The 24895-nt window shown below is 55.1% G+C and carries 19 protein-coding genes; 9 read left to right on the top strand and 10 right to left on the bottom strand.

Features of this window, described 5'->3' with window-relative positions:
* Positions 1–121 precede the first annotated feature (121 nt).
* Positions 122–1612, bottom strand: a complete 1491-nt coding sequence (gene eat / locus ACMAZB_RS14405) for an ethanolamine permease (RefSeq protein ID WP_435218164.1) — start codon at positions 1610–1612, stop codon at positions 122–124.
* Between the two features lie 101 nt (positions 1613–1713).
* Here eat and ACMAZB_RS14400 point away from each other — a divergent pair, with 101 nt between their 5' ends.
* On the top strand, positions 1714–2364 hold the full coding sequence (locus tag ACMAZB_RS14400; RefSeq protein ID WP_435218162.1) for a glutathione S-transferase: 651 nt from the start codon (positions 1714–1716) through the stop codon (positions 2362–2364).
* 233 nt (positions 2365–2597) lie between these two features.
* Here the strand turns inward: ACMAZB_RS14400 and ACMAZB_RS14395 are convergent, their stop codons facing one another.
* Positions 2598–2966 (bottom strand): hypothetical protein, encoded by a 369-nt coding sequence (locus tag ACMAZB_RS14395; protein WP_435218161.1) that lies wholly within the window; start codon positions 2964–2966, stop codon positions 2598–2600.
* A 139-nt stretch (positions 2967–3105) separates the two neighbouring features.
* Here ACMAZB_RS14395 and ACMAZB_RS14390 point away from each other — a divergent pair, with 139 nt between their 5' ends.
* Both ACMAZB_RS14390 and ACMAZB_RS14385 read left to right on the top strand, forming a co-directional pair.
* Complete coding sequence (locus ACMAZB_RS14390; protein ID WP_435218159.1) at positions 3106–4464, top strand: MATE family efflux transporter; 1359 nt, start codon at positions 3106–3108, stop codon at positions 4462–4464.
* The gene (locus tag ACMAZB_RS14385) at positions 4461–4832 is read left to right on the top strand and encodes a winged helix-turn-helix transcriptional regulator (protein WP_435218157.1); all 372 of its coding nucleotides are present in this window, start codon (positions 4461–4463) and stop codon (positions 4830–4832) included. Before ACMAZB_RS14390 ends, ACMAZB_RS14385 begins: the two co-directional genes overlap by 4 nt.
* A 165-nt stretch (positions 4833–4997) precedes the next feature.
* Here the strand turns inward: ACMAZB_RS14385 and ACMAZB_RS14380 are convergent, their stop codons facing one another.
* The 8 genes from ACMAZB_RS14380 to ACMAZB_RS14345 all read right to left on the bottom strand — a co-directional run bounded on the left by ACMAZB_RS14380 (position 4998) and on the right by ACMAZB_RS14345 (position 17190).
* Positions 4998–6017: an NADP-dependent oxidoreductase gene (locus ACMAZB_RS14380; RefSeq protein ID WP_435212947.1), complete on the bottom strand. Its 1020-nt coding sequence runs from the start codon at positions 6015–6017 to the stop codon at positions 4998–5000.
* Positions 6018–6202: 185 nt separating this feature from the next.
* A complete protein-coding gene (locus ACMAZB_RS14375; RefSeq protein WP_435218155.1) occupies positions 6203–6850 on the bottom strand; it encodes a TetR/AcrR family transcriptional regulator in 648 nt (215 codons plus the stop codon).
* 74 nt (positions 6851–6924) lie between these two features.
* Positions 6925–8385: a coniferyl aldehyde dehydrogenase gene (locus ACMAZB_RS14370; protein WP_435212943.1), complete on the bottom strand. Its 1461-nt coding sequence runs from the start codon at positions 8383–8385 to the stop codon at positions 6925–6927.
* 555 nt (positions 8386–8940) lie between these two features.
* Positions 8941–10761 (bottom strand): DUF885 domain-containing protein, encoded by a 1821-nt coding sequence (locus tag ACMAZB_RS14365; protein ID WP_435218154.1) that lies wholly within the window; start codon positions 10759–10761, stop codon positions 8941–8943.
* Positions 10762–11029: 268 nt separating this feature from the next.
* Positions 11030–11980 (bottom strand): prolyl aminopeptidase, encoded by a 951-nt coding sequence (gene pip / locus ACMAZB_RS14360; RefSeq protein WP_435218152.1) that lies wholly within the window; start codon positions 11978–11980, stop codon positions 11030–11032.
* A gap of 275 nt (positions 11981–12255) precedes the next feature.
* Positions 12256–13728 (bottom strand): mannitol dehydrogenase family protein, encoded by a 1473-nt coding sequence (locus tag ACMAZB_RS14355; RefSeq protein ID WP_435218150.1) that lies wholly within the window; start codon positions 13726–13728, stop codon positions 12256–12258.
* Between the two features lie 74 nt (positions 13729–13802).
* Positions 13803–16070: a TonB-dependent receptor gene (locus ACMAZB_RS14350; protein ID WP_435218148.1), complete on the bottom strand. Its 2268-nt coding sequence runs from the start codon at positions 16068–16070 to the stop codon at positions 13803–13805.
* A 103-nt stretch (positions 16071–16173) separates the two neighbouring features.
* Positions 16174–17190: a LacI family DNA-binding transcriptional regulator gene (locus ACMAZB_RS14345; protein WP_435218146.1), complete on the bottom strand. Its 1017-nt coding sequence runs from the start codon at positions 17188–17190 to the stop codon at positions 16174–16176.
* A 151-nt stretch (positions 17191–17341) separates the two neighbouring features.
* Here ACMAZB_RS14345 and ACMAZB_RS14340 point away from each other — a divergent pair, with 151 nt between their 5' ends.
* From ACMAZB_RS14340 to ACMAZB_RS14315, 6 genes are read left to right on the top strand one after another with little or no spacing between them, the layout of a single operon-like run.
* The gene (locus ACMAZB_RS14340) at positions 17342–19375 is read left to right on the top strand and encodes a glycoside hydrolase family 2 TIM barrel-domain containing protein (RefSeq protein ID WP_435218144.1); all 2034 of its coding nucleotides are present in this window, start codon (positions 17342–17344) and stop codon (positions 19373–19375) included.
* A 14-nt stretch (positions 19376–19389) separates the two neighbouring features.
* Positions 19390–20847: a glucuronate isomerase gene (gene uxaC, locus ACMAZB_RS14335; protein WP_435218142.1), complete on the top strand. Its 1458-nt coding sequence runs from the start codon at positions 19390–19392 to the stop codon at positions 20845–20847.
* Positions 20848–20863: 16 nt separating this feature from the next.
* Entirely contained in the window at positions 20864–22048 is a 1185-nt protein-coding gene (gene uxuA, locus ACMAZB_RS14330) for a mannonate dehydratase (RefSeq protein ID WP_435218140.1), read from the top strand.
* Between the two features lie 49 nt (positions 22049–22097).
* The gene (locus tag ACMAZB_RS14325; protein WP_435220093.1) at positions 22098–23075 is read left to right on the top strand and encodes a TRAP transporter substrate-binding protein; all 978 of its coding nucleotides are present in this window, start codon (positions 22098–22100) and stop codon (positions 23073–23075) included.
* Complete coding sequence (locus ACMAZB_RS14320) at positions 23068–23550, top strand: TRAP transporter small permease (RefSeq protein WP_435218138.1); 483 nt, start codon at positions 23068–23070, stop codon at positions 23548–23550. Before ACMAZB_RS14325 ends, ACMAZB_RS14320 begins: the two co-directional genes overlap by 8 nt.
* A complete protein-coding gene (locus ACMAZB_RS14315; protein ID WP_435218136.1) occupies positions 23543–24835 on the top strand; it encodes a TRAP transporter large permease in 1293 nt (430 codons plus the stop codon). Before ACMAZB_RS14320 ends, ACMAZB_RS14315 begins: the two co-directional genes overlap by 8 nt.
* Positions 24836–24895 lie beyond the last annotated feature (60 nt).

Raw genomic sequence — 24895 nt, 5'->3', positions numbered from 1 at the left:
ACCGCTTGTGGCGATACACGTGGCAGCACAGATCGCTGCTGTTTATTAAAGCTACTCATTACAGCGCTTAATCACAGTGACTCATCACTAGCGACCAGTCGCAGTCATTAACAGCCGCCCTCTATTGCAGTTCGGCTTCGGCCTTGGCCAGGGCCGCAAATTCTTCTTCGGGGGCCTGAGCCACCAAATGATGCCGGCTATACAGCGCAAAATAGGCCACCAACGCGCCGTAGAAAACCGCCGACCACAGCGCTGCTTCGCGACTCACCACAAAGGTGCTGGCAAAGGCCACCACCGATAGTACCAAGGCAATGCTGGTGGTGAGTATGCCCCCGGGGGTGCGGTAGGGGCGCTCAAGATCGGGCTCTTTCAAACGCAGCAAAATATGTGAGGCCATCATCAGCCCGTAGGACAGCGTGGCACCAAAGACCGCCATGGTAATCATAAGGTCACCGGCACCGGTGAGCGACAGCGCAAAGCCAAACACGCCGGGTACGATCAGAGCCAGCACGGGCACTTTGCGGGCGCTGGTCACTGACAGCCAGCGCGGCAAATAACCCGCGCGTGACAGGGCAAACACCTGCCTTGAGTAACCAAAAATAATGGAAAAGAAGCTGGCGATAAGCCCTGCGAGGCCCACCACATTAACCACGGTAGCCAGCACCGAGTTTTCGCCATACACGTGTTGTAGGGCACCCACTAACGGCGCGGCGTGGTCGGCCATTAGTGCGGCGCTAGACCCCCCGGGTGCGAGAAACAGCACCAGACCACCCAGCAGCAATAAAATGAGCATGGCCGTAATAATGCCTTTGGGCATATCCCGGGTCGGGTCTTTGCTCTCTTCGGCCGCAAGGGGCACGCCCTCAACCGCTAGGAACAACCAAATGGCAAAGGGAATGGCCCCCCAAATTCCCCAGTAGCCCTCGGGTAGCCAAACACTGGCGCCTACCGCGTCAGTGTTCACCGGCATGTCGGTGAGGTTGTCCCAGGAAAAGTGCGGCAGCATGCCCACCACAAAAAGTAAAAGGGCGAGCACCGCGACGGCGGTGATGACCAGCATAATTTTTAGAGCTTCACCGGTACCCCGTAAATGAATGCCCACAAACACGGCGTAGAACAGGGCATAAATAATGGGGCCATCCACACCCAAGAGGGCGCCGGTATAGCCGCCAATAAAAACGGCAATGGCCGCCGGGGCAATGGCGTACTCCAGTAAGATCGCCGTGCCGGTTAAAAAGCCACCCACCGGGCCCATGGCGCGTCGGGCAAAGCCGTAGCCGCCACCCGCGGTGGGAATCATGGCCGACAGCTCGGCAAGGCCAAACACCATGCAGCCGTACATGAGGGCAATAAGCACCGTGGCAATAAACATGCCGCCAAAGCCCCCTTGGGCAAAGCCAAAGTTCCAGCCGGCAAAATCGCCCGAGATCACATAAGACACCCCCAGCCCGGCCAGCAAAATCCACCCTGCCGTGCCTTGCTTAAGCTGGCGTTGCTCTAGGTAGCCGCTGTCTACCGATTCGTAATCGACCGCGCCCTGTTTCGAGCCGGTGTTGGTGGCGCTGGTGCTGCTAGGGTCGTTGCTGCGGGCACTGCTGCTGTCTTCGCGCATGGCATTACTTCCATTGGCCTATGGCTCTAGCTTACCCCGACTCGCTCAAGGCGTCTGCTGCCGTCTGTGCCCTAAGCCTAAGCCCTGTTAGGGTAGGCGCCATGAGCCCGCTGCCTATTTTGTATTCCTTTCGTCGCTGCCCCTATGCCATGCGCGCGCGTATGGCGATTTGGGCCTCGGGCACCGCAGTGAGCCTGCGAGAGGTCGCGCTGCGCAATAAACCAGCTGCACTCATTAACGCTTCGCCGAAGGCCACAGTGCCGGTGCTGGTTTTATCGGATGGCACGGTGATCGAAGAAAGCCTCGCCATTATCGATTGGGCCCTTGAGCAAAATGACCCCAATAGCTGGTGCGACGCCTCCCCCGAAACAGCCGCGCTTATTAACGCCTGCGATGGGAGTTTTAAGGGCTGGCTCGATAAGTACAAATACGCCGATCGTCATCCGGAACAATCGGCGGTGTATTACCGCGAGCAGGCCGAGGAGTTTATTGGGGACCTGGAACAACGCCTAAGCGCACAGCGCTGGTTGGGCGGTGAGCAGGCGACACGAGCCGACGTGGCGGTGTTTCCCTTTGTGCGACAGTTTGCCGGTGTCGACCCCACTTGGTGGCTGGATGCACCTTATCCAACAGTGCGCACATGGTTAAACGACTGGCTGGCGTCAGATACCTTTACTGGCGTCATGGCCAAGTACCCGCCCTGGCAGCCTGATGCGCCCGATGTCATATTTGCCAAAAGCAGTGGCCGTTGACGGGGCCTGAGGGTGCTTGGGTGCCAACCCGAGCTGAGTGGTGTTTGGCTTAAAATTTAGCGAGGCCTAGCTTGTGCGGGGCCTAGCTTGTACTGGCCCCAGTGTCGATTGCATAAGCCCAGCGCTAGGACATTCATAACATGTTATGAATTCACCGCTTTCAACGGCAATTCCAACCGCAACCGCAACCGCAACTACAACTGCAAGCCCAAGCCTAGCGCCCGCTCAGTCGCTTAGCCGATACCCAGCCACGCCAAAATGGCGGTGCCACTCATGAGATACATGCCGGGTAAACGCAGCAGCTGGCCATGACCCCCGAGCCCGAAGGCGAGAAACATGAGTGCCCCGCCGGCATTGACCAAAATAATGGGGTAGGCCATGAGTGCCATAGTGGGTTCGTAGGCGATGCATACCAAGGTGCCTGCGCCCACGATTAGCATTATCGTGAACATATGCCAGCTCACCAAGCTGAGCGATTTTGCGATCGACTCGAGGTTGCTGGCGTTAATGTTGCCCATATAAATTTTGTGACCCGCAACGCCGTGGAACAAGCCGCCTACCAGCGACAGCGCCGCACCGCCCATCAGTAACCAATACTCCATAAAACGCCCTCATTACTTTTATTTGTTATTCGTTGTTGCGTGCTTTTTCTCAAAGATCCAGTAGTCACTTGCATTATTAAAGTGACTGCTTTATTAATGCAACCCCTCCTGCCAAAACTTGTTAAATGCCGACCGCGTTATGGATGATCGAACCCGCCTTTTATTAACTGCGCCCCCCATACCTTTGCTGGCCCGAATGTCGGCGCCCAATAGCATTGCTTTTTTCATTCAGGCCGGTGTGAGCATGACCGAGGTTTGGTTTATTGGTCAGCTGGGCAGTGCTTCTCTGGCTGCCATAGCGCTGGTATTTCCGCTTTTAATGCTTACCCAAACCCTTTCGGGGGGAGCCATGGGCGGGGCTGTTGCCTCGGCTATTGCCCGGGCCTTGGGCGCGGGTGACCGAGAGCGTGGCGAACAACTTATTTGGCATGCACTGACGCTTGCCGCGCTGGGGGCCTTGCTGCTGTTAACCCTGTACGGGCTTTTTGGGGTGTCTTTTTTACGCTTTCTGGGAGGCAGCAACGACATTCTTGATCAGGCCGTAAGTTACTGCCTGGTGTTGTTTTCGGGGGGCATCTTTCTTTGGTTTATGGGGGTGGTGAGCGCCATTTATCGGGGCATGGGGGATATGAAATTTCCCGCACTGGTCATGACTGCCAGTGCTTTTGTACAGGTGCCACTCTCCGGTGCCCTAGTGCTCGGTGCCTTTGGTGCCCCGCAGCTGGGTATTGTCGGTGCTGCAGTGTCGGCTGTGGTTACTGCCGGCCTGCTTAGTGGGGTCATGCTGTTACGCCTGATCATGGGTAACACGGTGATCAAAATTCGCTGGACTCAGTTTGGGTTTGAGGCTCGGCACTTTAAAGAAATTTTGAAGGTGGCACTGCCCGCGGCCCTTTCACCGGTGCTCACGGTCACTAGCATCCTTTGCCTAACGGCCATTATTGGGCGCTTTGGTGAACAGGCGCTGGCCGGCTACGGCATAGGCTCGCGCATTGAGTTTCTTCTAATTCCTCTGGTATTTGGTATTGGCGCTTCCATGACATCGCTGGTGGGCATGAGTGTGGGTGCCGGTGATATCAAACGGGCCGAGCGCATTTGCTGGGTGGGAGGTATGGGATCAGCGCTGCTAGCCGGGGTCATTGGGGTAAGTTTGGCGCTGTTTCCTGAGTTGTGGATTCCTGCATTCACCAAGGACCCCGTCGTGCAGGCGGCGGCCAAGCAGTACATACAAATTGTCGGACCCTGCTTTGCTTTTCAGGGCTTGGGTTTGTCTTTGTACTTTGCCTGTCAGGGTGCGGGGGTTATGTTCTGGCCTGTGGTATCGCTATTTCTTAGGGCTATTTTGGCGGTTGGCGGTGCTCTGATCTTTATTAACGTGACCAACTGGGGATTGGCGGGGGTATTTTACGCCGCAGGATTCGGCATGGTCATTTACGGCATAATCATGGTGAGCGCCCTAAAATGGGGTGCCCTAAGGCGGGGTCAAAGCACACCATGAAGCCCGACAACGCAAACACCACCTCCACTTTAGCTCAGGCAATCGAGCATCGATCGCCCTGTCCTATTGCAAGGTCGCTAGATCTCATGGGAGATCGTTGGACCTTGCTCATTATGCGCGATGCCTTGTTTTTGAAGGGCCGCACATTTGCCGATTTCTGCGCCAGTAGAGAGCGCATCCCCACCAATTTATTAAGCGACCGGCTGCGTAAATTAGTGGGACTTGGGCTTCTGGAGAAAGTGCCGTATCAGGAGCGACCGCCCCGGTTTGAATACATACCCACCGAGCGGGGCAAGGCACTGAAACCTATGCTGCGCGCGATGAAAGCTTTTGGTGAGCAGCATTTGGATGGCCATACCAAGCCCTGACACTTTCGTGGTTTTTGTTTGTTCCGGGCGTGGCCCAATGTTGCCTAAGCCCTAAGCCCTAAGCCCTAAGCCCTAAGCCCTAAGCCCTAAGCCCTAAGCCCTAAGCCCTAAGCCCCGACACTGAAGCCCGTGCTCGAATAAAACGTGCGCTGGCTGAGTTGAGTCTTACTCGGGGTCGGCAATCTTAAGCAGCTGCTTGCCTTTGTTTTGGCCGGTATACAGCCGCTGCAAGGTGGCGGGAATGTTATCGAACCCTTCCTGCACGTCGACCTGATATTGGATTTCCCCTGAGCCTACCCAGCCAATTAACTCTTGCACTGCTTCGGCGGCACGGTGGAGGTAATCGAGAATAATAAAACCCTCCATGCGGCCACGGTTGGTTACCAGGTTCATCAGGTTATTGGGGCCGGGCTGGGGCTCGGTATCGTTGTAACCCGAAATGCCGCCGCACATGGCGATTCTGGCATTGAGGGAAATGTGGTTGAGGGCCGCTTGCATCGTGCTACCGCCAACATTGTCAAAAAAGACGTTCCATTTCTCCGGGCAGGCGGCACCGATTTGGGCATCTAAATCGCCGGCTTTGTAGTCAATGGCAACATCGAGCTTGGCGGTGTCGGTAAGCCAGGCACACTTTTCAGGACCTCCGGCAATACCCACCACGCGGCAGCCTTTAATGCGGGCAATTTGGGCAGCAACCGATCCGGTTGCGCCGGCAGCCCCCGAAACCAACACTGTGTCTCCGGCTATGGGCTTGCCAACATCGAGTAGCCCAAAGTAGGCCGTGATGCCGGTAATGCCCAGCACAGACAGCATCAACTCAGGGGGCACGCCTTGGGGTAACACGTTGAGCCCCATGGGCCCTTCGCCCGGTGCTAGTACCACGTAGTCTTGCCAGCAGCCGGTGGTTTGCACCAGGTCACCTACGTTGAAGTCGCTATGACGCGACTCTACGACTTGGCCTACCGAACCTGCGCGCATGACTTCACCCAAACCTACCGGGGGCAGGTAGCTGGGGCGATCAACCATCCAGTTGCGTTGGGTGGGGTCAAAGGAGAAGTACAAATTGCGAATTAGCACTTCCTGATCCCCCGGGGTGGGCACGGCGGTTTCGGTGTATTTAAAGTTATCGGGGCCAATCATGCCGTCGGGGCGTTTGGCGAGCAGCCACTGTCGGTTTACGGTCATAGGACTCTCCGGGGGTTAAGTAAAAATGAGGTGGGCAAGGTGTTCACGCCCAGTCTAAAGCGGGTTTAAAAGTAAACGTGGCGGTAACTGTAGGCTGTTTCGGGGTAACTTCAACAGCCCTTGAAGCACGAGCGCAGTAATGTCGAGGAGCATTAGCGCTGCAGTGAGATGTGCCGATCAAGGACTTACTGACCGCCACGAATGCCCGCTAGTATGCGCCGGCCGTTGGTAACAAATATGCGCTGGGAAGACAGGCTGTCGATAAAATCAAGCACGTCTTTCGGCAGTTCCTCTCCCTCCAGCGATGGCCCCTGATCACTTTGGGATGCTCCCGAGAGCAATACCCCCAAGGTCAAGATGAGTTCACGAGCTTGTTCCGGTGCGAGGCCAAGGGCGCTTTGTGTTTTGTCGGCAATACCCTCGAAGCAGGCTTGAAAGTGACGCTTGGCTTCTACCAGTAGTTCAACCGATATATTGTGTTCAATGACATGTTCAAGCCGCGTCAGTATGGGTATCAGTATGGGGTCGGCGGTGGCGGTGTCGTAAAACAGCTGGATAAAATCGTCGTCGGCTATCGGCGCAGCCAGTTTCACTTTTACCGCCTCGCACCAGTCCTCGAGGGCTCGTGCATATAACGCGAGGATAATCGCTTCTTTAGTGGTGAAGTACAGATACAGCGTGCCTTTAACAATACCCAGCCGACTTGCCAGCTGGGTCATCGTAAACCCTTCATAGCCAGCGGCTTCAAAATAGGCCCGGGCGCCGTCGAGTATTTCCTGTCGACGGAATTGTTTCTGGGCGTCAGTAACCGCGCGACGTTTCAGTTCAGCCATGGTGGGCCCCTGCTGTTGGGGCCAGCGAACTGGCCCTAGTGACATCGAGTAACAGCATTGTCTTTGGCAGCGGCTTAGCGTTTAACCTGAGCTTTAATCGCTTTCTCTGCGGCGTCGCCATAGGGTGGCAAGAAACCGCCCAGCTTCGAGACATTGAAGGACAGGGTTTGCTTGTACACCGACTTGCCGTGGCTGAAGGTTTTGAAGCCTTCAATGCCGTGGTAAGCCCCCATACCGCTGGGACCGACGCCGCCAAAAGGCAGGTCTTTCTGCAGCATGTGGAACATAACGTCATTGACGCAGGCGCCGCCGGAGGTGGTGCGCTTGAGGAAGTTCTCCTCTTCGGCAGCATCGGTACCAAAGTAGTAGGCCGCTAACGGACGTGGATGGCTGTTGATGTAGTCAATGGTGTCGTCAAAGCTGCGATAAGTCACGATCGGCAGAATCGGGCCAAACATTTCTTCCTGCATGCACTTGGCGTCATCCGTGGGGTTAATCACCATCGTCGGCGGAATCTTCATGCTTTTCGACGTCTCAAAAGATTCATCCGCCGGATTAATGGGAATCACCTGCAGGCCCTGACTTTCTGCATCGGCAAGGTAACCCGACAGGCGGTCATGGTGGCGCTGGTTAATGACCGACGTGTACTGGGGGTTATCAAGGAGGGTGGGGTACATCTGCCCAACTACTGACTGCGTGATTTTAATCACTTCATCGAGAGATTCCTCAGGCACCATGAGGTAGTCGGGGGCAATACAGATTTGACCGGCGTTAAGGCACTTGCCGCTCATAATTCGCTCCAGGCTAAGCTCGAGGTCGGCGCTGCGAGAGATAACGGTAGGCGACTTGCCTCCTAGCTCTAGGGTCACAGGAACCAGGTTCTTCGCCGCAGCCGCCATAATGTGCTTGGCAATGCTCGTAGCGCCGGTAAAGATCATGTGGTCGAAAGGCAGCGATGAAAATGCCTGGCCGACATCGGGTCCGCCGGTGATCACGGTCACTTCATCGGGGTCAAAAGCTTCGGCAATAATTTCAGCCAGTAAGTTGGCGGTTTGTGGCGTGAACTCTGAAGGCTTAATCATGGCACGGTTGCCCGCCGCTAAAATGCTGGCTAGGGGTTCAAACACCATGGCAACGGGGAAGTTCCAGGGGGCGATAATGCCCACGACCCCTTTGGGTTGATACTCAATTTTTGAGCGGCTGCCCAGAAGGCCCAGTGGAAACTTGCTGGGTCGTGACTCAGATTTCATCCAGCGCTTGAGATGCTTTTTGTTGTGCTTTATGCAATCGATCGACCCGGCGACGTCGGTCATCATATTGATCTGTCGAGGACGGCAGACGAAGTCAGCATTCATGGCTTCACTGATTCGCTCGGCGTGACGCACCAAAATATCCAGAGCACGATCGAGTCGATCCATGCGCACTTCAGCACTGACGGCGCCTTCGGCAAGGTAGCTCTGTTTTTGGCTGTTCAAAGTCGCGTTGAGTTGTGTCAGAACATCAGCGGTGGTCAGTTGGGGTTCGGATGCGGTCATGGCGTAGCCCTTTTTATTAAGGTAGGTGGCGCTTTTAAAGTATTCAGGCCACAGAGATTAAATGTCGGTCAGTCATTTGTAAAACCCCTGGCGAATTGCGGGGTAGGCGTTGCTCAGAACACTAAGGTGTCTTATCTCAGGTTTTTGCGCCTTACTTACTTGAGCCTTATTTGCATGAGCCCTATTTAAAAGTGAGGCCCATTGCAGCATTGCCTGTTTATGGGGGTCGGGGTTGTCACCTTTAAAAGCATTTAGCCGCATTCGCTGACCCTGACCGCAAGTATAGCTGATGCGTCTTCATCGACGAATGCCCGGAACAGATGGCAGGAACTGATGCCCGAACCGCAGGATCACCTTGTGGGCTACGACCCGCTGCCGCTTAGCCCTTGTTTTCATGTGCGCGTTTCAATGTGCGCGCATAAATTGGCCCCAATGCATGGCTCGCGATAGCTTTTAATGGCGTATCGTCGAACGCAGCGATGGCGCCGTTGTGGCCTTCCTTTACTCGTGGCCTACCGAGGTAGGCCATTGTGTTGTTCGCAACGTGATGGGCTCTCAGGAGCCAGCCTGTTGTGCAATCCAGTTTTCCACTTGTTCGCGCAGCAGAGCTAGGGGCATCGCGCCATTCATGAGCACCAGCTCATGGAATTCTCGCACGTCAAAACGGTCACCCAACTGGGCCTCGGCTTCGGCCCGCAAATCGAGCAGGGCCAGTTGTCCGGTTTTATAAGCGGTTGCTTGGCCGGGTATCACCACGTAGCGCTCAATCTCTCGGGTTACCTCGTCTTCGGTCATGCCCGTATTGGTTACCATGTATTCAATGGCTTGTTCACGGCTCCAGCGTTTGGCGTGCAGGCCCGTGTCCACGACCAAGCGCACGGCACGAAACATCTCGGCCTGCAGGCGTCCCAAATCACCCAGAGGATCATCGTCGTACAAGCCCATATCGGTTTTGGCAATGCGCTCCGAATACAGTGCCCAGCCTTCTGCAAAAGCGGTAAAGGGTGACAGCTTACGCAGCATGGGCACGTCTTCAATAAGTTGTGCCGCAGATATTTGGAAGTGATGGCCGGGAGATCCCTCGTGAATCATTAAGGTGGGGAGCTTCCAGCGCGGATTGTCAGCGGTATCTTTCAGATTGATATAAAACCGACCTGGCCGCGAACCATCGAGAGCCGGCCCGCTGTAATAGCCGCCGGGAGAGGCATCTTCTCTTTCTGGAGCGACTCTGATGATTTCCAGAGGCTGGGGAGGAATCGTAATAAAGAACTGGTCAGCCTGAGCCAATACCTTGGCGTCGAAGGCCTTCAGGTACTCGATCATTTCCTCTCGACCTTCATCGGTATTAGGAAACTGCTGGCTGGGGTCCTCCATAACCACCTGCACGCGCTCACCTAAAGCGCCCTCGGGTACTCCCTGGGCATCCATAATGGCGTGCATTTCAATGGCAATGCGAGCCACCTCGGCGAGCCCGGTATTGTGAATTTCCTCGGGACTGTAATCGGTAGAGGTGCTCGAAAGCAGGCGGTCTTTATAAATGGCTTCGCCGTCGGGTAAGCGCCAAACCCCGGCATCGTGATTAGCGGTTAAGGCCATGTCCTCAAAGAGCGCAATAATCCCTTCGTACCCAGGAATCACAGCTTCGCTGACAACGGCTTCGGCGGCGGCTTGCAGCTGGGCTCGGCTGTCCTCGTCGAGCTCTTCTACTGACGCTAAGCGCTCGGGTAATGAGGTGACCAGAATGTTTTCCGAGACGCCCCCTGCGACGAATTTGCGCATACCAACCAGTGCACTTTCAATAATAAAGTCGGGAGGGACCACGCCATGGTCGCGGTCATCAACCACGCGATCGCGACTTTCTCGCAGTACGCGCCCAAACTCTTCCAGGCGCGCCACATACCGCTCGGCACTGCGGCGGTCGATGATGGCATGGGTGTCAGTGAGAAATTCGGGCAGGTTTACGGTAACACCGCTCAGCTGGTTAATGCGGTAGCCGCTGTACTCTCGCTCCGATTGCCTGAGTATATCGTCGAAGAACCAAGCGGCAATTTGCCAGCTCAGCAGTTCTTGTCCCTCTAAGCCGTCAGGGCCATAGGCATCGAGCCCAGCTCGAGCTTGCCTCAAGGTTTCCAAAGACTCCTCTTCACCGGCCTGAGTGTAGTCACTCAATTTGCCACTGTGAAAATCAAGGAAGGTGTTATCGATAAGGCCAATGCTGGTGAGCAATTCTGGAGAATCAGTAGCCAGTTGCAGTGATACTTTGTTGACGTAGTTGTTGACGCCCACGGGGGTAATCCAGAACCAGAAGGCGGCGCCTGTGGTAACCGTGATAACCAGTAATAGGGTGCCAATGGCAATTCGCTTGAAAAGGCGCATATTGGGACTCAATTTGAAAAAATACAGAATACCACAGCGCTCAATGCGGATGATCCCAACGCCAAGCAAACCGAGCTTGCTGACAATTCCCGGCCGGTGTGGTGACGCTCATGCCGCAGTAATATGCCGCACCGATAGGCCGCGCCAAGTTGGCAGCCCATCAAAATCCGTGGTGTCGCCGTGAATCAGGGTCTAAAAGCGAAAAGTGAGCTCAGCCCTCCCGCAACTGACGGATCTCGGCTGGCGGTGACACTGCGTATCTTTGGCCTCAGTTAATGTTTGCGAAAGCGTCAGTTGCCGCCACTAAAGCCTGGGTGTTGGCGGGGTCGAAGGCCGAATGTCCGGCATTGGGTATGAGATTAAACTCGGCCTCGGGCCAGGCGTTATGCAAATCCCAGGCGGTTACTGGGGGACAAACGACGTCGTATCGCCCCTGCACAATCACTGTGGGTATGTGCCGAATTCGATCGATATTTTCTATTAGCTCATTGGGGCCATCAAAAAATCCGTCATTAACAAAGTAGTGACATTCAATACGCGCCATTGCCAGAGCGGCATCGGGGGCGTCCAACTTTTCCATAAAATCGCCATTTTGAATGAGGAAGCTCGCTGACGCTTCCCACACTGACCAAGCCCGGGCGGCGGCGAGGCGTGTCGCCTCATCGTCGCTGGTTAAACGTTTATGGAAGGCCGTTACTAAATCACCGCGTTCGGCTTCCGGAATGGGTGCCAGATAGTTTTGCCAAGTGTCGGGGTACAGCGCGCTCGCGCCCTCTTGATAAAACCAGTGAATTTCCTGAGGGCGTAATAGGAAAATACCGCGCAGCACCAGCTCGGTGACTGCCTCGGGATACGTTTGTGCATAGGCGAGGGCAAGCGTGCTCCCCCATGATCCGCCAAATACTAGCCATTGCTTAATATTCAAGGATTCCCGCAGCCGTTCTATGTCAGACACCAAATGCCAAGTCGTGTTGGCCTCTAGTGAGGCATGGGGTCGCGACTGACCGCAGCCGCGCTGGTCAAACACCACAATGCGATACCGCTCGGGGTCAAAAAATTGCCGAGCTTCAGGAGATGACCCACCCCCAGGGCCACCGTGCACAAAGACGCAGGGTTTGCCCTCAGGGTTGCCCGATTCCTCAAAATAAATTTCGTGACCGTCGCCAACGTTTAGCCAGCCGTGGTGTCGGGGTTCTATTGGGGGATAGAGAAACTCCATGACGATTCCTTAAATCAGCGCGGTCGAAGGGGGGCCAAGTATAAGCGGGTTGCCATCGGTGCAGGGTAATTTGCTTTGTCCCAGCGTCCGTAACGTGCTGCATTGCTATAGCCAGCCGAATAAATTGTTGGGGAAGCCATAGAACCAACGTGAGTAGTGCCGGCGGGGGGGGGGTAATGGTAAGAGTTAATTCAAGCCTGAGGTTGGCCTACTACACCAGTGGGGCGCCACCTGATTGGCAGGCTGTGCTAGGCGGACGATTTTCTTGGGGACGTTTAGGGCGTTCGATGGGTCTCATTCACGAGGGGTGAACTGGGCAGCGCCTTGAAGCGGCTGATCAGCACATCCTGCCAATCGGGAAAGCGCCTAATTAAATCGGCAAGGGCGGGGTAGGCCATGGCCAGATCCTGAGCTGCAGTTTCATCTTGCCGATCACGGCGGCCAATCAGTGTTGCAAACTCTTGTGCCATGGGCTCGTGTGAGGCCACCGGTTGCCCGTTAAGTGTGGTGCCCCATTGCCAGTGCAGCCATGCGGCAACAATGCTGGTCAGGTGGGGTGCGTCCTGGCCCGAGGCCAGCCTCTCGGCCAAGGGCGCGAGAATCCGCTGGGGCAGCTTCTGGCTGCCGTCCGAAGCAATCTGTGTCAGCTGATGGTCTAGATTGGGATTGGCAAAGCGCAGCAGTAAAGCATTGCAGTAAGTACTAACTTCAGAACGTGCCTCCTCAGTAATGGTCTCGGCGGTTTCTTGCCACAGCGCCTGTATAAATGCTTGCAGCTGGGGCGTGGCAACTGCTTCGTTGACCGTGGCAAGCCCTGCCAGGCCGCCAAGGTATGCCATTGCCGAGTGAGCCGCATTGAGTAGGCGTAGCTTGCGTGACTCCCAGTGCTCTACCGAGTCAACGAGGGTGACCCCCGCGAGCTCCAGTGGGGGCCGATCACCCGCGAAGTTGTCTTCAACAACCCATTGGCTAAAGGCTTCAGTAATAACCGCGCCCTGATCTTCAAGCCCCAGAAGGTCATGCACCTGGGCCAACTGATCGTCGCTAATCGCCGGGCAAATTCGATCGACCATGGAGCAGGGAAAGGCAACGTTGTTGTCTAACCAGGATTGCAGCGATGCCTCGCAAAGGCCCGCAAAAGTTCTCACGGCCTCGCGGCAACGCTGTCCATTGAGGGGCAGGTTGTCGCAAGACAGTATCGTGATGGGGCCCCCATGGCGTGCTTTTCTCAGCTGCAAACCCCGCGCCAGAACGCCAATCGCTGACTTCGGCTGTTGGGGTGTTTTTAGGTCGGCAACAATTTCCGGGTGCGATGTGTCGAGCTCACCCGTGGCAGAATTCAGACAATAACCTTTTTCTGTCACCGTTAAGGTCACCAGCTGGGTCTGGGGGGCGGCAATAAGGTCGATAAGGGTTTGGTTTTCATCGGGGGCATAGAGCACCCCTGTCAGTGCACGAACGATGCGGTAGTGATCCCCCGACAGTTCTCTTGCCCAGTGAGTGAAAAGGCCTTGCTGCGGGTTGAGTTGCTGAGCTGCCCGGCGCTGCTGCAAGGACGCGCCTGTGATGAGCCAGGGGCTGTCTATCAGCTCATTCATCTGGTCAAAATAGGCGGCGAGGTGCGCTCTATGGAAAGCGCCCACGCCCAGATGAACGACCTTGGGAGTCGCATGGCGGGGGTAATCGCTTACGGCTACAAAAGCTGGGACTTCAGTGTCAATCAGTGTGGTTTCAGATAAACGTTTCAAAATAACTCACAAAAAAAAGAAGCCGCCCCATGGCAGCTTCTCAATGCGCTCTAAAGCGTTAAGGCTAGGCGATCTTAGAAAGATAAACGCGCCTTCACGCCCAAATACCGCTCGGCGTTACGTGGTAACAGTTGCGTAAGAACCGGTGCGCCACCGTAAAACCCCGAGCTGTCGCCGATAGCAGTAGCGTATTGCTCGTCAAAGGCGTTATTCACAAACAGAGTGATTCGGTAGCCTCCATCTGCGCCCTCGACGCCTGCGCTGAAGTTGGCAATACCGTAGCCATCCTGAATGGTCCTTGGGTTAGCCAGCAGCGAGAAGTTTATATCGTCTTGATAGCTGTAGTTTCCGTTGGCGAACAGCACAACAGGCCATCCTGAAGGCGATGACTCCCAAGTCAGCCCCAGATTGTATTTAAAGTCTGGAGAATTCGCGAGGGGCTTGCCCGCTAAGTTTTGAGAACCGCCTACACAACCCTGTTGCTCGGTCTGACCGGGATAACAGTTTGCTCCAGGGAACTCAGTGATTTCAGCGTCAATGAGTGCTAAGCCGGCATCGAACCTCAGGGATGAGGACAGTTGCGCAGCGAAGTCAGCTTCTATGCCCTTGGTGCGTAATTCACCCACGTTGTTAAGCTTAAAGGTGAGGCCCTCGTTAACATCTACCTTCGAGCTCTGTGCCTGGAAGTCTTCATAGTCTGTCAGGAAGGCCACCACGCTGAACTGCGCGCGCCCGTCTAGGAGTGAACCTTTGAGGCCCACTTCGTAAGAGACGGCATCCTCAGAGCCCACGGGGTTGTCAGCGCGAGACTGGTCGAAGCCCGAGCTAATGTCATAGCCCTGACCCTTGTAGCCGGTAGAAATACTCGCGTAGGTGAACATGTCATCGCGAATCGCGTACTGAAGGGCGAGCTTACCGACGGCATAAGATTCAGAGTCGTCGCTGTCATAAACGGTGCCTGCAGCGAAGTCTTGAAAGTACACATCGATTTCCTCTCGGCCAAAACGGCCACCCGCGGTGAGATCGAGGCGATCGGACAAATGGAAGTTGAGCTGACCGAAAGCGGCCATATTGGTATTCCCTGAGGCAGCCTCCCAGTCGGCGACAAACAGCGGTAGCCGGTTGAAGACGCGATCGGTATTGGCGTCGGAGTACCAGAGGCCCACGACGTAATCCATGTTGCCATCGGTTGGAGATTCAAGTCGCAGTTCCTGGGTAATCTGGTCGGCGTCAAAAGGCCCAATCTGATAAATGCCACCGTCGAGGGCGCCACCGGTAAACGCGCCGGCAATGTTAAATTCGGTGCCGTCTACATCCTGCTCAAACACATAACTCCAGTCCTGATAGCTGGTGACACCCACTAAACGGTAGCCCCCCATATCGTAGGAAAATTTGAACGAGGTCATTAACTGCTCATTGTCGGACTTTGGCGTGTAATCGAGGCGGGTATTCCGGTTGTCCTCACCCGGGGTAATACCGTCAGTAAAAAGCGATGTCGGAAAGGCACCAAACAGCGCCGAGCCCGGTGGAATGTCACGATAGGTAGCAGCTGTGCCCGCCACGTCCCGTTCGCTGTAGTCGGCGACAAACTGCAGCGACAAAGCTTCACTGGCATTAATCACCAGCTTGCCTCTAACGCCGAAACCCTCGTCACCATTGAGGTCGCTGCCATTAGTGAGGTTAGTTATGTGTCCATCGCGCTCGTGGGTGTAGGCATTGAGTCGAAAGCCGGCGCTGTTACCGATGGGACCGGATAGGGCCGCATTGATGCGATATTCGTCGTCGTCAGTAAAAGAACCCTCAATGAAGCCTTCCAGCTCTTCAGTGGGGCCTGCAGTAATAATGTTGATGACACCTGCCGAAGCATTTTTGCCGAACAAGGTACCTTGAGGGCCCCTCAAAACCTCGACACGTTCAATATCTGCCAGAGTGTTAAAGGCCTGCGCTTGTTGGACCACGGGCACGTCATCGACAATGACTGACACGCTGGGCTCCACGCCAATAGAAAAAGCATACGTGCCTATGCCACGGAGGTTGATACTGGCATTACCGGTGTTTGCTGCATCTTGTATGGTGAGCGATGGTGCCAGCGATGTCAGGCCGGAGAAGTCATTAATGCCACTGTTAGCCAACATCTCCGCCGATATTGCGGTGACGGCCGCGGGGACTTCAAATACGCTCTCTTCGCGCTTTTGTGCGACTACGCGAACCACCTCTAGCGTCAGGGCTTCATCGTCTTGTTGTGCGTGAAGCGCTGGGCTTGTCATCCCAAGGGATAAGCCTGCTATTGCAATAGCCAATGTAGTTTTACCGCCAAACCGCTTGGGGTCACGTAATGACATGCCAGATTCCTCTTTTTGTTGTTGTTTAATTTCTTAAGGTAACCGGTGTCTTATTGGTGGCGCAAGCTTTTTTGCCATTCGATTGGACTAGAGCGTTTTGGAGCTAGGAATTGATCTGGGCTGTTGAGGCGCGTGTGACCACTTGGGCTTCAAATTGTTGTATGGCCTCGGTTTGATCTCTGGGGTTCACCAGTAGTTCCACGGCAAGGGCCGTCATTTCCTGAACCGGTTGCCTAACCGACGTTAATGGCGGCCAAAGGTGGGACGCGACGGGGGAGTTATCGAAGCCGGTTACGGATAGGTCTCGGGGAATGGTCAGCTCTAGGGCGGCAGCGGTTTGAAAAACACCCGCGGCCATCTCGTCATTGGCACAAATGACAGCACTGGGGCGCTGCTCCTGTGCCAGCAGCAACTCCGCACAGCGCCGGCCTGATTCAAAGGTAAAGTCGCCGTACTGAATGTCTGCATCGTTCAGGTTGAGGTCGTTCAGAGCCATGGCATCGCGCACCCCCGCCAGTCTTCGAAGCGTGGGGCCGGCATTGGCTGGGCCACCAATAAATGCAATTGCGGAATGCCCCGCTGCAATGAGCTGGTTGGTAATCTTCAGTGCTGCAGTCCTATCGTTATAGCGTATTTGCGGCATTGGGAAATCGGCGTTGTCACCGGCGATGCGCACGACGGGCCAGCCTTCATCGCACAGCTTGGCAACAATTGAGGCCGATTCTGACAGGGGCGGGGTAAGAATGAGCCCGTCACAACCCGAGCGTCGCATGAAGCTAATAATCTCGTCGACTGCGCGATTATTAGCGTCCATGCGGTGCATCACAATCTCATAGCCCAGAGCATTGGCGGCGAGTTGCGAGCCGTTTAAAAGATCCAGCACGTAGCTGGGGTTCTGGTTGTTGTAGGCAAGGCCCAGTAAGAAGGATTGGGCGTTCGCAAGAGCGCGTGCCTGGCGGCTGGGCTGGTAGCCCACTTCGGCCATAATGCTTTTGATATGCTCTCGGGTAGCGTCGGATACGCCCTTTTGTTCGTTGAGAACTCGGGAGACCGATTTCTTGGAAACCCCTGCAAGACGGGCTACTTCATTGATGTTGAGGTTTTTATTTTTTGAATCCATGCCTGTCTCTAAAAGCGCCCCGTTGGGTTGAGCTTTTTAATGCGGTTCGGTGTGCAGCATACCGTAAATTGGATTTGCGGGTAGACACCGGTGTCTCTCGACCTTATGATTTGGGCCGATCATTGGAAAATAATAAATTTGGGAAGGGACCATGGGAAAACATTTAGGCACTCTAATTTGGGCGGTATTACTGAGCATGCTGGCGGCAAATCCCCTTTGGGCTGCTGAGGAAGATGAAGAGCCTGCGCCCTTTGTAACTCCGGAGCTAGTGGTGCCCGAGCCTGCGAGTGCTGTAATGGGCTGGGTAGATTCTCGAGAGGCCCAAAGCCTCAACGGGAGTTGGAAGCTCCTTGTGGACCCTATGCAGGTCGGGACGCCAGGTGGCTTTTTTGGAGGCTGGGCGACGACACGGACCCCGGTCGACGCTTTCCAATTGCTGGAATACAGCTATCCAGACGCTGCTGATATTCGTGTGCCCGGTGATTTCAATACCCAGCGGCAAGAGCTTTTTTTCTATCGAGACACGGTGTGGTACCAACGCAATTTCAATGTCGAGGCTGAGGCCGATACGCGGTATCACTTGTGGTTTGGTGGCGCCAATTTTGACGCGACGGTTTTTCTAAACGGTGCGCCGGTGGCGCGTCACAAGGGCGGTTATGTGCCCTTTTCAGTTGACGTAACAGCGCACCTGCAACCCGAGGGCAATGATTTAGTTATTCGCATTAACAATCGTCTGGGTGACGATACCGTGCCTACCGGGCGAACCGACTGGTGGCCTTACGGCGGTCTTACCCGCGATGTCATGCTGGTGGCGACACCTGAGCAATACATTGTGAATGCCAAAGTTGTACTCAACAACGATCGCAACGCCATTACCGCGGAAGTTGCGACTGAGGGGTTTGCAGCTGGTGACGAGGTCACGGTTGTTATACCCCAACTCGACATCAGTCAGACGGCGCGCATCAGCGACAATGGTGACGCCCAGCTGAGCATTCCGGCACAACCAGAACTCTGGCATCCAGACGCGCCAAAATTGTATCGGGTAGAGCTGGCTGCCGGTGATGACCGGGTCAGCGATCAGATTGGTTTTAGAACCATTGAAACCTCAGGCACCACCATTATGCTCAATGGTGAGCCGATTAAATTTAAGGGCATTTCCACCCACGAGGAACCGATCGGTCGTGATGGTGTGGCGTACTCCAAAGCCGATATGCGAGTGCTCTTCAACGAGGCTAAGAATCTGGGCGTTAACTTTGTGCGAGCGGCACACTACCCGTATTCACGTCATGCGGCCCGGGTTGCCGATGAGATGGGCATTTTGCTGTGGGAGGAAGTTCCTATTTACTGGAACATTGCCTGGGAAAATGCCGATACGCTAGCGATAGCACGAGACCAAATTTCGCGCCTAATCGAACGCGACTGGAATCGCGCCAGTGTTGTCATCTGGTCGGTTGCCAATGAGACGCCCTATTCCGAGTCGCGCATGAAGTTTTTGGGCCGCTTAATCGACGATGTAAGAGAACTCGATGACAGCCGACTGGTGTCAGCGGCATTGCTAGGCGATACCCGCCGAGAGCTCAAGCATGTGGCGGCCCATTTAGCGGCCCACGGCCAGGGCAGCGATATCGCCAGTGATGAGGAAAAGGCCATTTTTCAAGGTGTTCTGGCAGCTGCCGGAGAGGCTGCGCCAGAGCCCGGGTCGAGTTTTACGTTGGTGATCGACGACCCACTGGGTGAGCTGGTAGATATCGTTAGCTACAACGAGTATTTTGGCTGGTATTACGCGCGAGCGTTGGCGCCGCAAATGGGCGTGAGTGAACAAACTATCCGTAAACTCATGCTGCAATTTATACCCCAAGTCACCATGAGTACGGCTTTTGGTAAACCTATGTTTATTTCTGAGTTTGGTGCCGGTGCCAAAGCGGGCAAGCGCGGTGAGGGTGTTTGGACCGAGGATTATCAGGCCGCGGTTTATCGTGCTCAGATTGCCATGCTCAGTCATAGCCCGCAGGTTCAGGGTATGACGCCATGGATTCTCAAAGATTTTCGTGCCATGTTGCGCTCCCTGCCGGGAATTCAAGACTATCGAAATCGAAAAGGATTGATCGATCAAAACGGGCGACGCAAACAAGCTTTCTACGTACTGCGCGATTTCTATAACGGCCCCTGGGCCGATACGCACTGAGCGCAGATTTAGCGATGTCTGAACACGCCCCAATAGCCGTCGACAGTGACCGCCTGTTTCCCATAGAGCCACGGGCTCGGGATCTTGCTCGGTCACTACACGCACAGGTTGTTGATAGCCCCATTATTTCACCCCATGGGCATACCGATCCGGCGTGGTTTGCAGAAAATGCGCATTTCAGCGATCCGCTTTCCCTGCTGGTTCTACCTGATCATTATTTACTGCGCATGCTGTATAGCCGGGGTGTCGACCTACAGTCGGTAGGGTTGGTAGCAAAGGGCGCTGCGCCGGCAGTTACGCCTCGGGAGGGGTGGCGCTGCTTTGCTAAGCATTACTATTTGTTTCAGGGCACACCCTCGAGGCTGTGGCTGGACTCAACCTTCCAACAGGTTTTTGGCCTTGACTATGCCCTCAACGAAAGCACCGCTGATCAATATTTTGACCACATCAGTTCCCTGCTTGCTCAGAGTAGTTTTAAGCCAAGGGCTTTGCTCGATCGCTTTAATATTCAGTTCATTGCTACGACTGAACACGCGTTGGATTCCCTTCATCACCACGAACAACTGACTAGCGAGGGTCTGTCTGGGCGCATAACCACCACGTTTCGTCCCGATGATGTCCTCGACCCTCACGCCGCTGGTTTTAGCGACAACGTCGAACAATTGGGTGTGCTCACCGGGGAGGGCGTCGCTACTTATAACGATTATCTACAGGCATTGCGGCGTCGCCGCAGCGATTTCAAAGCGTTGGGTGCAACGGCTTCTGATCACGGCCCAGTGTCACCCGTAACGACACAGCTCACGGCACAAGTGGCCAGCCAACTATTCGATAAATGTCGAAAGGGCACGGCAAGTGAGGCAGAGAAGGCGCAGTTTCGCGGGCACATGCTAATTGAAATGGCGTTCATGAGTCTCGACGATGGGCTTGTTATGCAAATACATCCCGGGGCGTTACGAAACCACAATCGTGGCTTTTATGAGGCCTACGGTGCGGATAAAGGCGGGGATATTCCTCAGCGGGTCGACTACTGCCACGCCCTGCAGCCTCTTCTAAATGCAGTGGGTAACGAACCAGGCCTCGAGCTCATTATGTTTACATTGGATGAGTCGACTTATGCAAGAGAGCTGGCGCCCCTTGCAGGGCACTATCCGGCGCTGCGTTTGGGGCCGCCGTGGTGGTTCCATGACAGCCCTGAGGGTATGTTGCGGTTTCGCCGCAGCACGACCGAGACTGCCGGGTTCTACAACACTGCGGGGTTCAACGACGACACCCGGGCTTTTTTCTCGATCCCAGCGCGGCATGATATGGCGCGACGCATAGACGCTCGATTTCTTGCGGAGTGGGTTTTGGAGGGGAGAATTACAGAGCCTGAAGCACAATCACTCATCCATTTACTGACGACCGAATTGGCCACGGAGGCTTACCGGTTAAATAAACCCGCTCACAGCCACTTGGCCAGGGCTGTAGGATGAAGGGCGAATACGTCTGATGTTGGAGACTTGGCGTTGGTTCGGTCCCGATGACCCCGTTTCTTTGGAACAAATTCGACAGGCCGGTGCAACCGGTGTTGTCAGTTCCCTGTCACAGATCCCTACGGGTGATGTCTGGCCTCTCGTCGATATTGAAGCGCACAAACAACTGATTGAGTCTGCCGGCCTGGTTTGGTCGGTGGTGGAGTCGGTACCCCTACATAACGATATCAAGACGCGGTCGGGGCACTATCGGCACCTGATTAGCAATTATCAGAAGACCCTGATCAACCTCGGTGCCGCTGGGATTCATACGGTCTGCTACAACTTTATGCCGGTTGTCGACTGGACGCGCACCAACCTCGAATACGTGCTGCCCGACAACAGTCAGGCCTTGCGCTTTGATATTGTCGATTTCGCCGTCTACGATATTTTTGTATTGCAGCGCTCGGGAGCCACAGATAGCTACGATAAAGCGGTCGTCGAGGGTGCACGAGCGCGCTTTGAGGGCCTCGATCAGCCTGCCGTTGCCGCCTTGGAAAATAATATTATTGCAGGACTGCCGGGGGGGGAGGGGAGCTATGATCGCGCAGGTGTCTTAGCGGCGATCAATCATTTCAATCAGTTTGATAACGAAGCCTATCGCCAAAATCTCATCGCTTTTCTGCGGGACATCATGCCCTCAGCTGAGGTCGCCGATATCAACATGGTGATTCATCCCGACGATCCCCCGTTTTCGCTCTTTGGCTTACCCCGGGTGTTATCGACAGCGGAGGATGTCAGAAAGCTTGTCGCGGCTGTTCCTAGTGCCAGTAATGGTTTAACGCTGTGTGCCGGTTCCTTTGGTGCCCGAGGCGATAACAACTTAGTGGCCATGGCAAAAGAGTTCGGCGACCGCATCCACTTTGTTCATCTACGCAATATAAAACGCGAGAGTGACGGCTCTTTCTATGAGTCTGCGCATCTTGAGGGTGACAACGATATTGTCGGTCTCATCGCCGCTTTGTTGGCCGTAGAGGCTGAAGATACTAGCGGTCAGCGTGCCATAGCCATGCGTCCTGATCATGGTCATACTTTGACGTCAGAGCAGGCTGATCCGCGGCTTAAGCCGGGATATTCCTATGGAGGACGTATGAAAGGCCTTGCAGAACTGCGAGGGGTGATCCACGCGCTGACAGCCCTTGGCACTGGCGGACGACCTTGAGCGAGCCGTTGGCCTCGGTACGGTACGTGCATCAGCCGCCGCTTTTGCTATGAGGCAGTTGCTGCGTTTTTTACCGCTGCTGGCCCTATTGGGCTGTGGCCCTGAGAACCCACTAGAAACGCTGCACATTGGTCATGCCCTCGATACCGAGCATCCTGTTCACACGGCGATGTTGCATATTGACGAGCGCCTGCGGCACTACAGCAATAACACCATGGCGGTCGAAGTTTTCCCCAATGGCCAATTGGGTCACGAGCGTGAATTGATTGAGTTGCTGCAACTGGGTGCTTTGGCGATGACCAAGGTATCAGCGAGTCCCCTCGAGGGGTTTGTGCCCACCATGAAAATCTTCAACATTCCCTACCTATTCAGAGACGCTGCGCATTACCAGGCCGTGCTCGATGGGCCGGTTGGTCAGGAGCTGCTTGCCGCACCACAGTCGGTACGGTTACGCGGGCTGGGTTACTACGATGCCGGCAGCCGCAGTTTTTATTCTACCGAGCGCCCTGTTTACACGCCTGACGATCTGACAGGGTTGAAGATACGGGTTCAGGAAAGCCAGACGGCACTCAATATGGTGCGTCAGTTGGGCGGTTCACCCACGCCGATTGCCTGGGGCGAGTTGTACACCGCCTTGCAGCAAGGGGTCGTCGACGGCGCAGAGAACAACCCCCCCAGCTTTTACTTATCTAAACATTATGAAATTGCGCGCTATTTCACCCTCGATGAACACACCGCGGTGCCCGATCTATTACTGATTAGCGAGTCCGTTTGGTCTCGGCTAAATGCCACCCAGAAGCAATGGTTGCAGCGCGCAGTAGACGATTCGGTTGCGCTTCAACGGGTACTTTGGAAAGACATGACCGAGGCCGCTTTGGCCAATGTTGCCGCCGCTGGCGTCACCATTATTCGCCCTGAAAAAGTGCTATTTCGCACGCGTGTCGCCGCCATGAAAAAAACCTATGAGGGCACTGATATTGGTCAGCTGATTGCACGTATTGATGCCGTGGAGCCCGATCGTGATTAGGGGTATTCACAGGTTGTTAGAGTACAGCTTGGTCGCACTTATGCTGACATTGGTGGGATCCGTCCTATGGCAGGTGTTATCACGTTACCTATTAGGCACGCCGGCTTTCTGGACTGAAGAGCTAGCGCGCTTTGCTTTGGTTTGGGTGGGGTTATTAGGGGCGGCTTATGCCGCGGCTCACGGCCAGCATTTGGCACTCGATATTGTGCCGGCGCGCGCTGGGCCAAAAATGCAGGCCTTTTACCGACAGAGCAGCCGCATCGCGGTGGCAACATTTGCTACGGCAGTCATGATTATCGGTGGCGGTCGCCTCGTTGCAATTACCTGGCAGCTAGACCAAGTGTCGGCGGCGCTGGGTCTTCCTATGGCCTTGGTGTATGCCGTCGTCCCACTCAGTGGCTGCCTCATTGTTTTATTCGCCTTTCAGGAAACACCTACTGACAATGTGCCGGCTTCAGAGGTGAATCATGGTTGAGCTGATTCTGATAGCCGTCTTCTTTGTTTTGCTGTTTATGGGTGTGCCCGTTGCCTTCGCGATTGGCTTGGCAACGATTGCGGCCCTCTGCCTGTCAATTAATGAGATCGCAGCGCTTACGACGGTAGCCCAACGCATGGCGGGAGGGATCAACAGTTTCGCGCTTTTGGCGATACCGCTCTTTATTCTGTCGGGGCAGCTGATGAGTAGTGGTGGCATTGCCCAGAGGCTGGTGCACTTTGCCCGTTGTCTTATTGGCATGCTCCCCGGGGGCCTCGCCTTTGTGAACGTGGTGTCCTGCACGCTGTTTGGTTCAATCTCAGGGTCGGCCGTGGCGGCAACGTCTTCTGTCGGTGGTGTGATGGTGCCCGCGATGGAAGAGGAACATTACCCCCGGGAGTTCAGTGCCGCGCTTACGGCTACCGCTGCCACCACCGGGCTGCTTATTCCGCCCAGTAACATTCTCATTGTGTATGCGGTCGCCAGTGGAGGTGTTTCAGTCGCAGCTCTGTTCGTCGCAGGTTATTTGCCAGGGCTGCTTGTGGCTCTGGCACTTATGGTGGTTTGTGCGGGGTACGCGCGCCGCCGCGGTCTGACGGGCACGGCTTTTGTTGGGTTCGCCGAGCTCTTTCGCAGCTTTATAGCAGCGGCTCCTAGCTTGCTGCTCTTGGTCATTATTATTGGTGGCATTCTGGCGGGGGTGTTTACCGCGACCGAGGCCGGGGCCATCGCCGTGTTGTACGCTTTGGCGCTCTCACTGTTTTATGGTGAGACCAGGCTCAATGACCTGCCCCCGATTTTTCTAAAAGCCACATCAACCACAGCTATTGTGATGTTGCTGGTAGGCACGTCTATGGCTATGTCCTGGCTATTTGCCTTTGAGGGAATTCCGGGGCAAGTGGCCGATGCACTGCTGAATTTGAGTGATAACCCCCTCGTAATTTTGCTCCTGATCAACCTCATTTTATTGTTGGTGGGTGCCTTCATGGATATGACTCCCGCAGTGCTAATTTTTACCCCCATATTTCTACCGGTTGCTGTGCAGTTAGACATGTCGCCTTTGCACTTCGGCATTATGATGGTGCTCAATCTGAGTATCGGTTTATGCACCCCCCCGGTGGGAAGCGTTTTGTTCGTGAGCTGCGCTGTCGCCAAGACTAAAATTGAAGCCATGATCCGCCCGCTACTGCCCATGTACTTGGCCATGATGGCGGCCTTACTACTGGTGACCTATGTACCAGCAATGTCTGAGGCGTTGCCAGTGGCGTTGGGGCTTTATGAATAACAGCATGGTTATGAAACCCAAGGCAGCCAGTGGCTGGGGAGGGGCTGTGCCTTGGGCCGT

The sequence above is a fragment of the Luminiphilus sp. nBUS_07 genome, assembly GCF_051201685.1.
GTDB lineage: Bacteria > Pseudomonadota > Gammaproteobacteria > Pseudomonadales > Halieaceae > Luminiphilus.
Note: the sequence above shows the minus strand (reverse complement) of the source record. Positions and strands in the feature narration are given on the sequence as shown.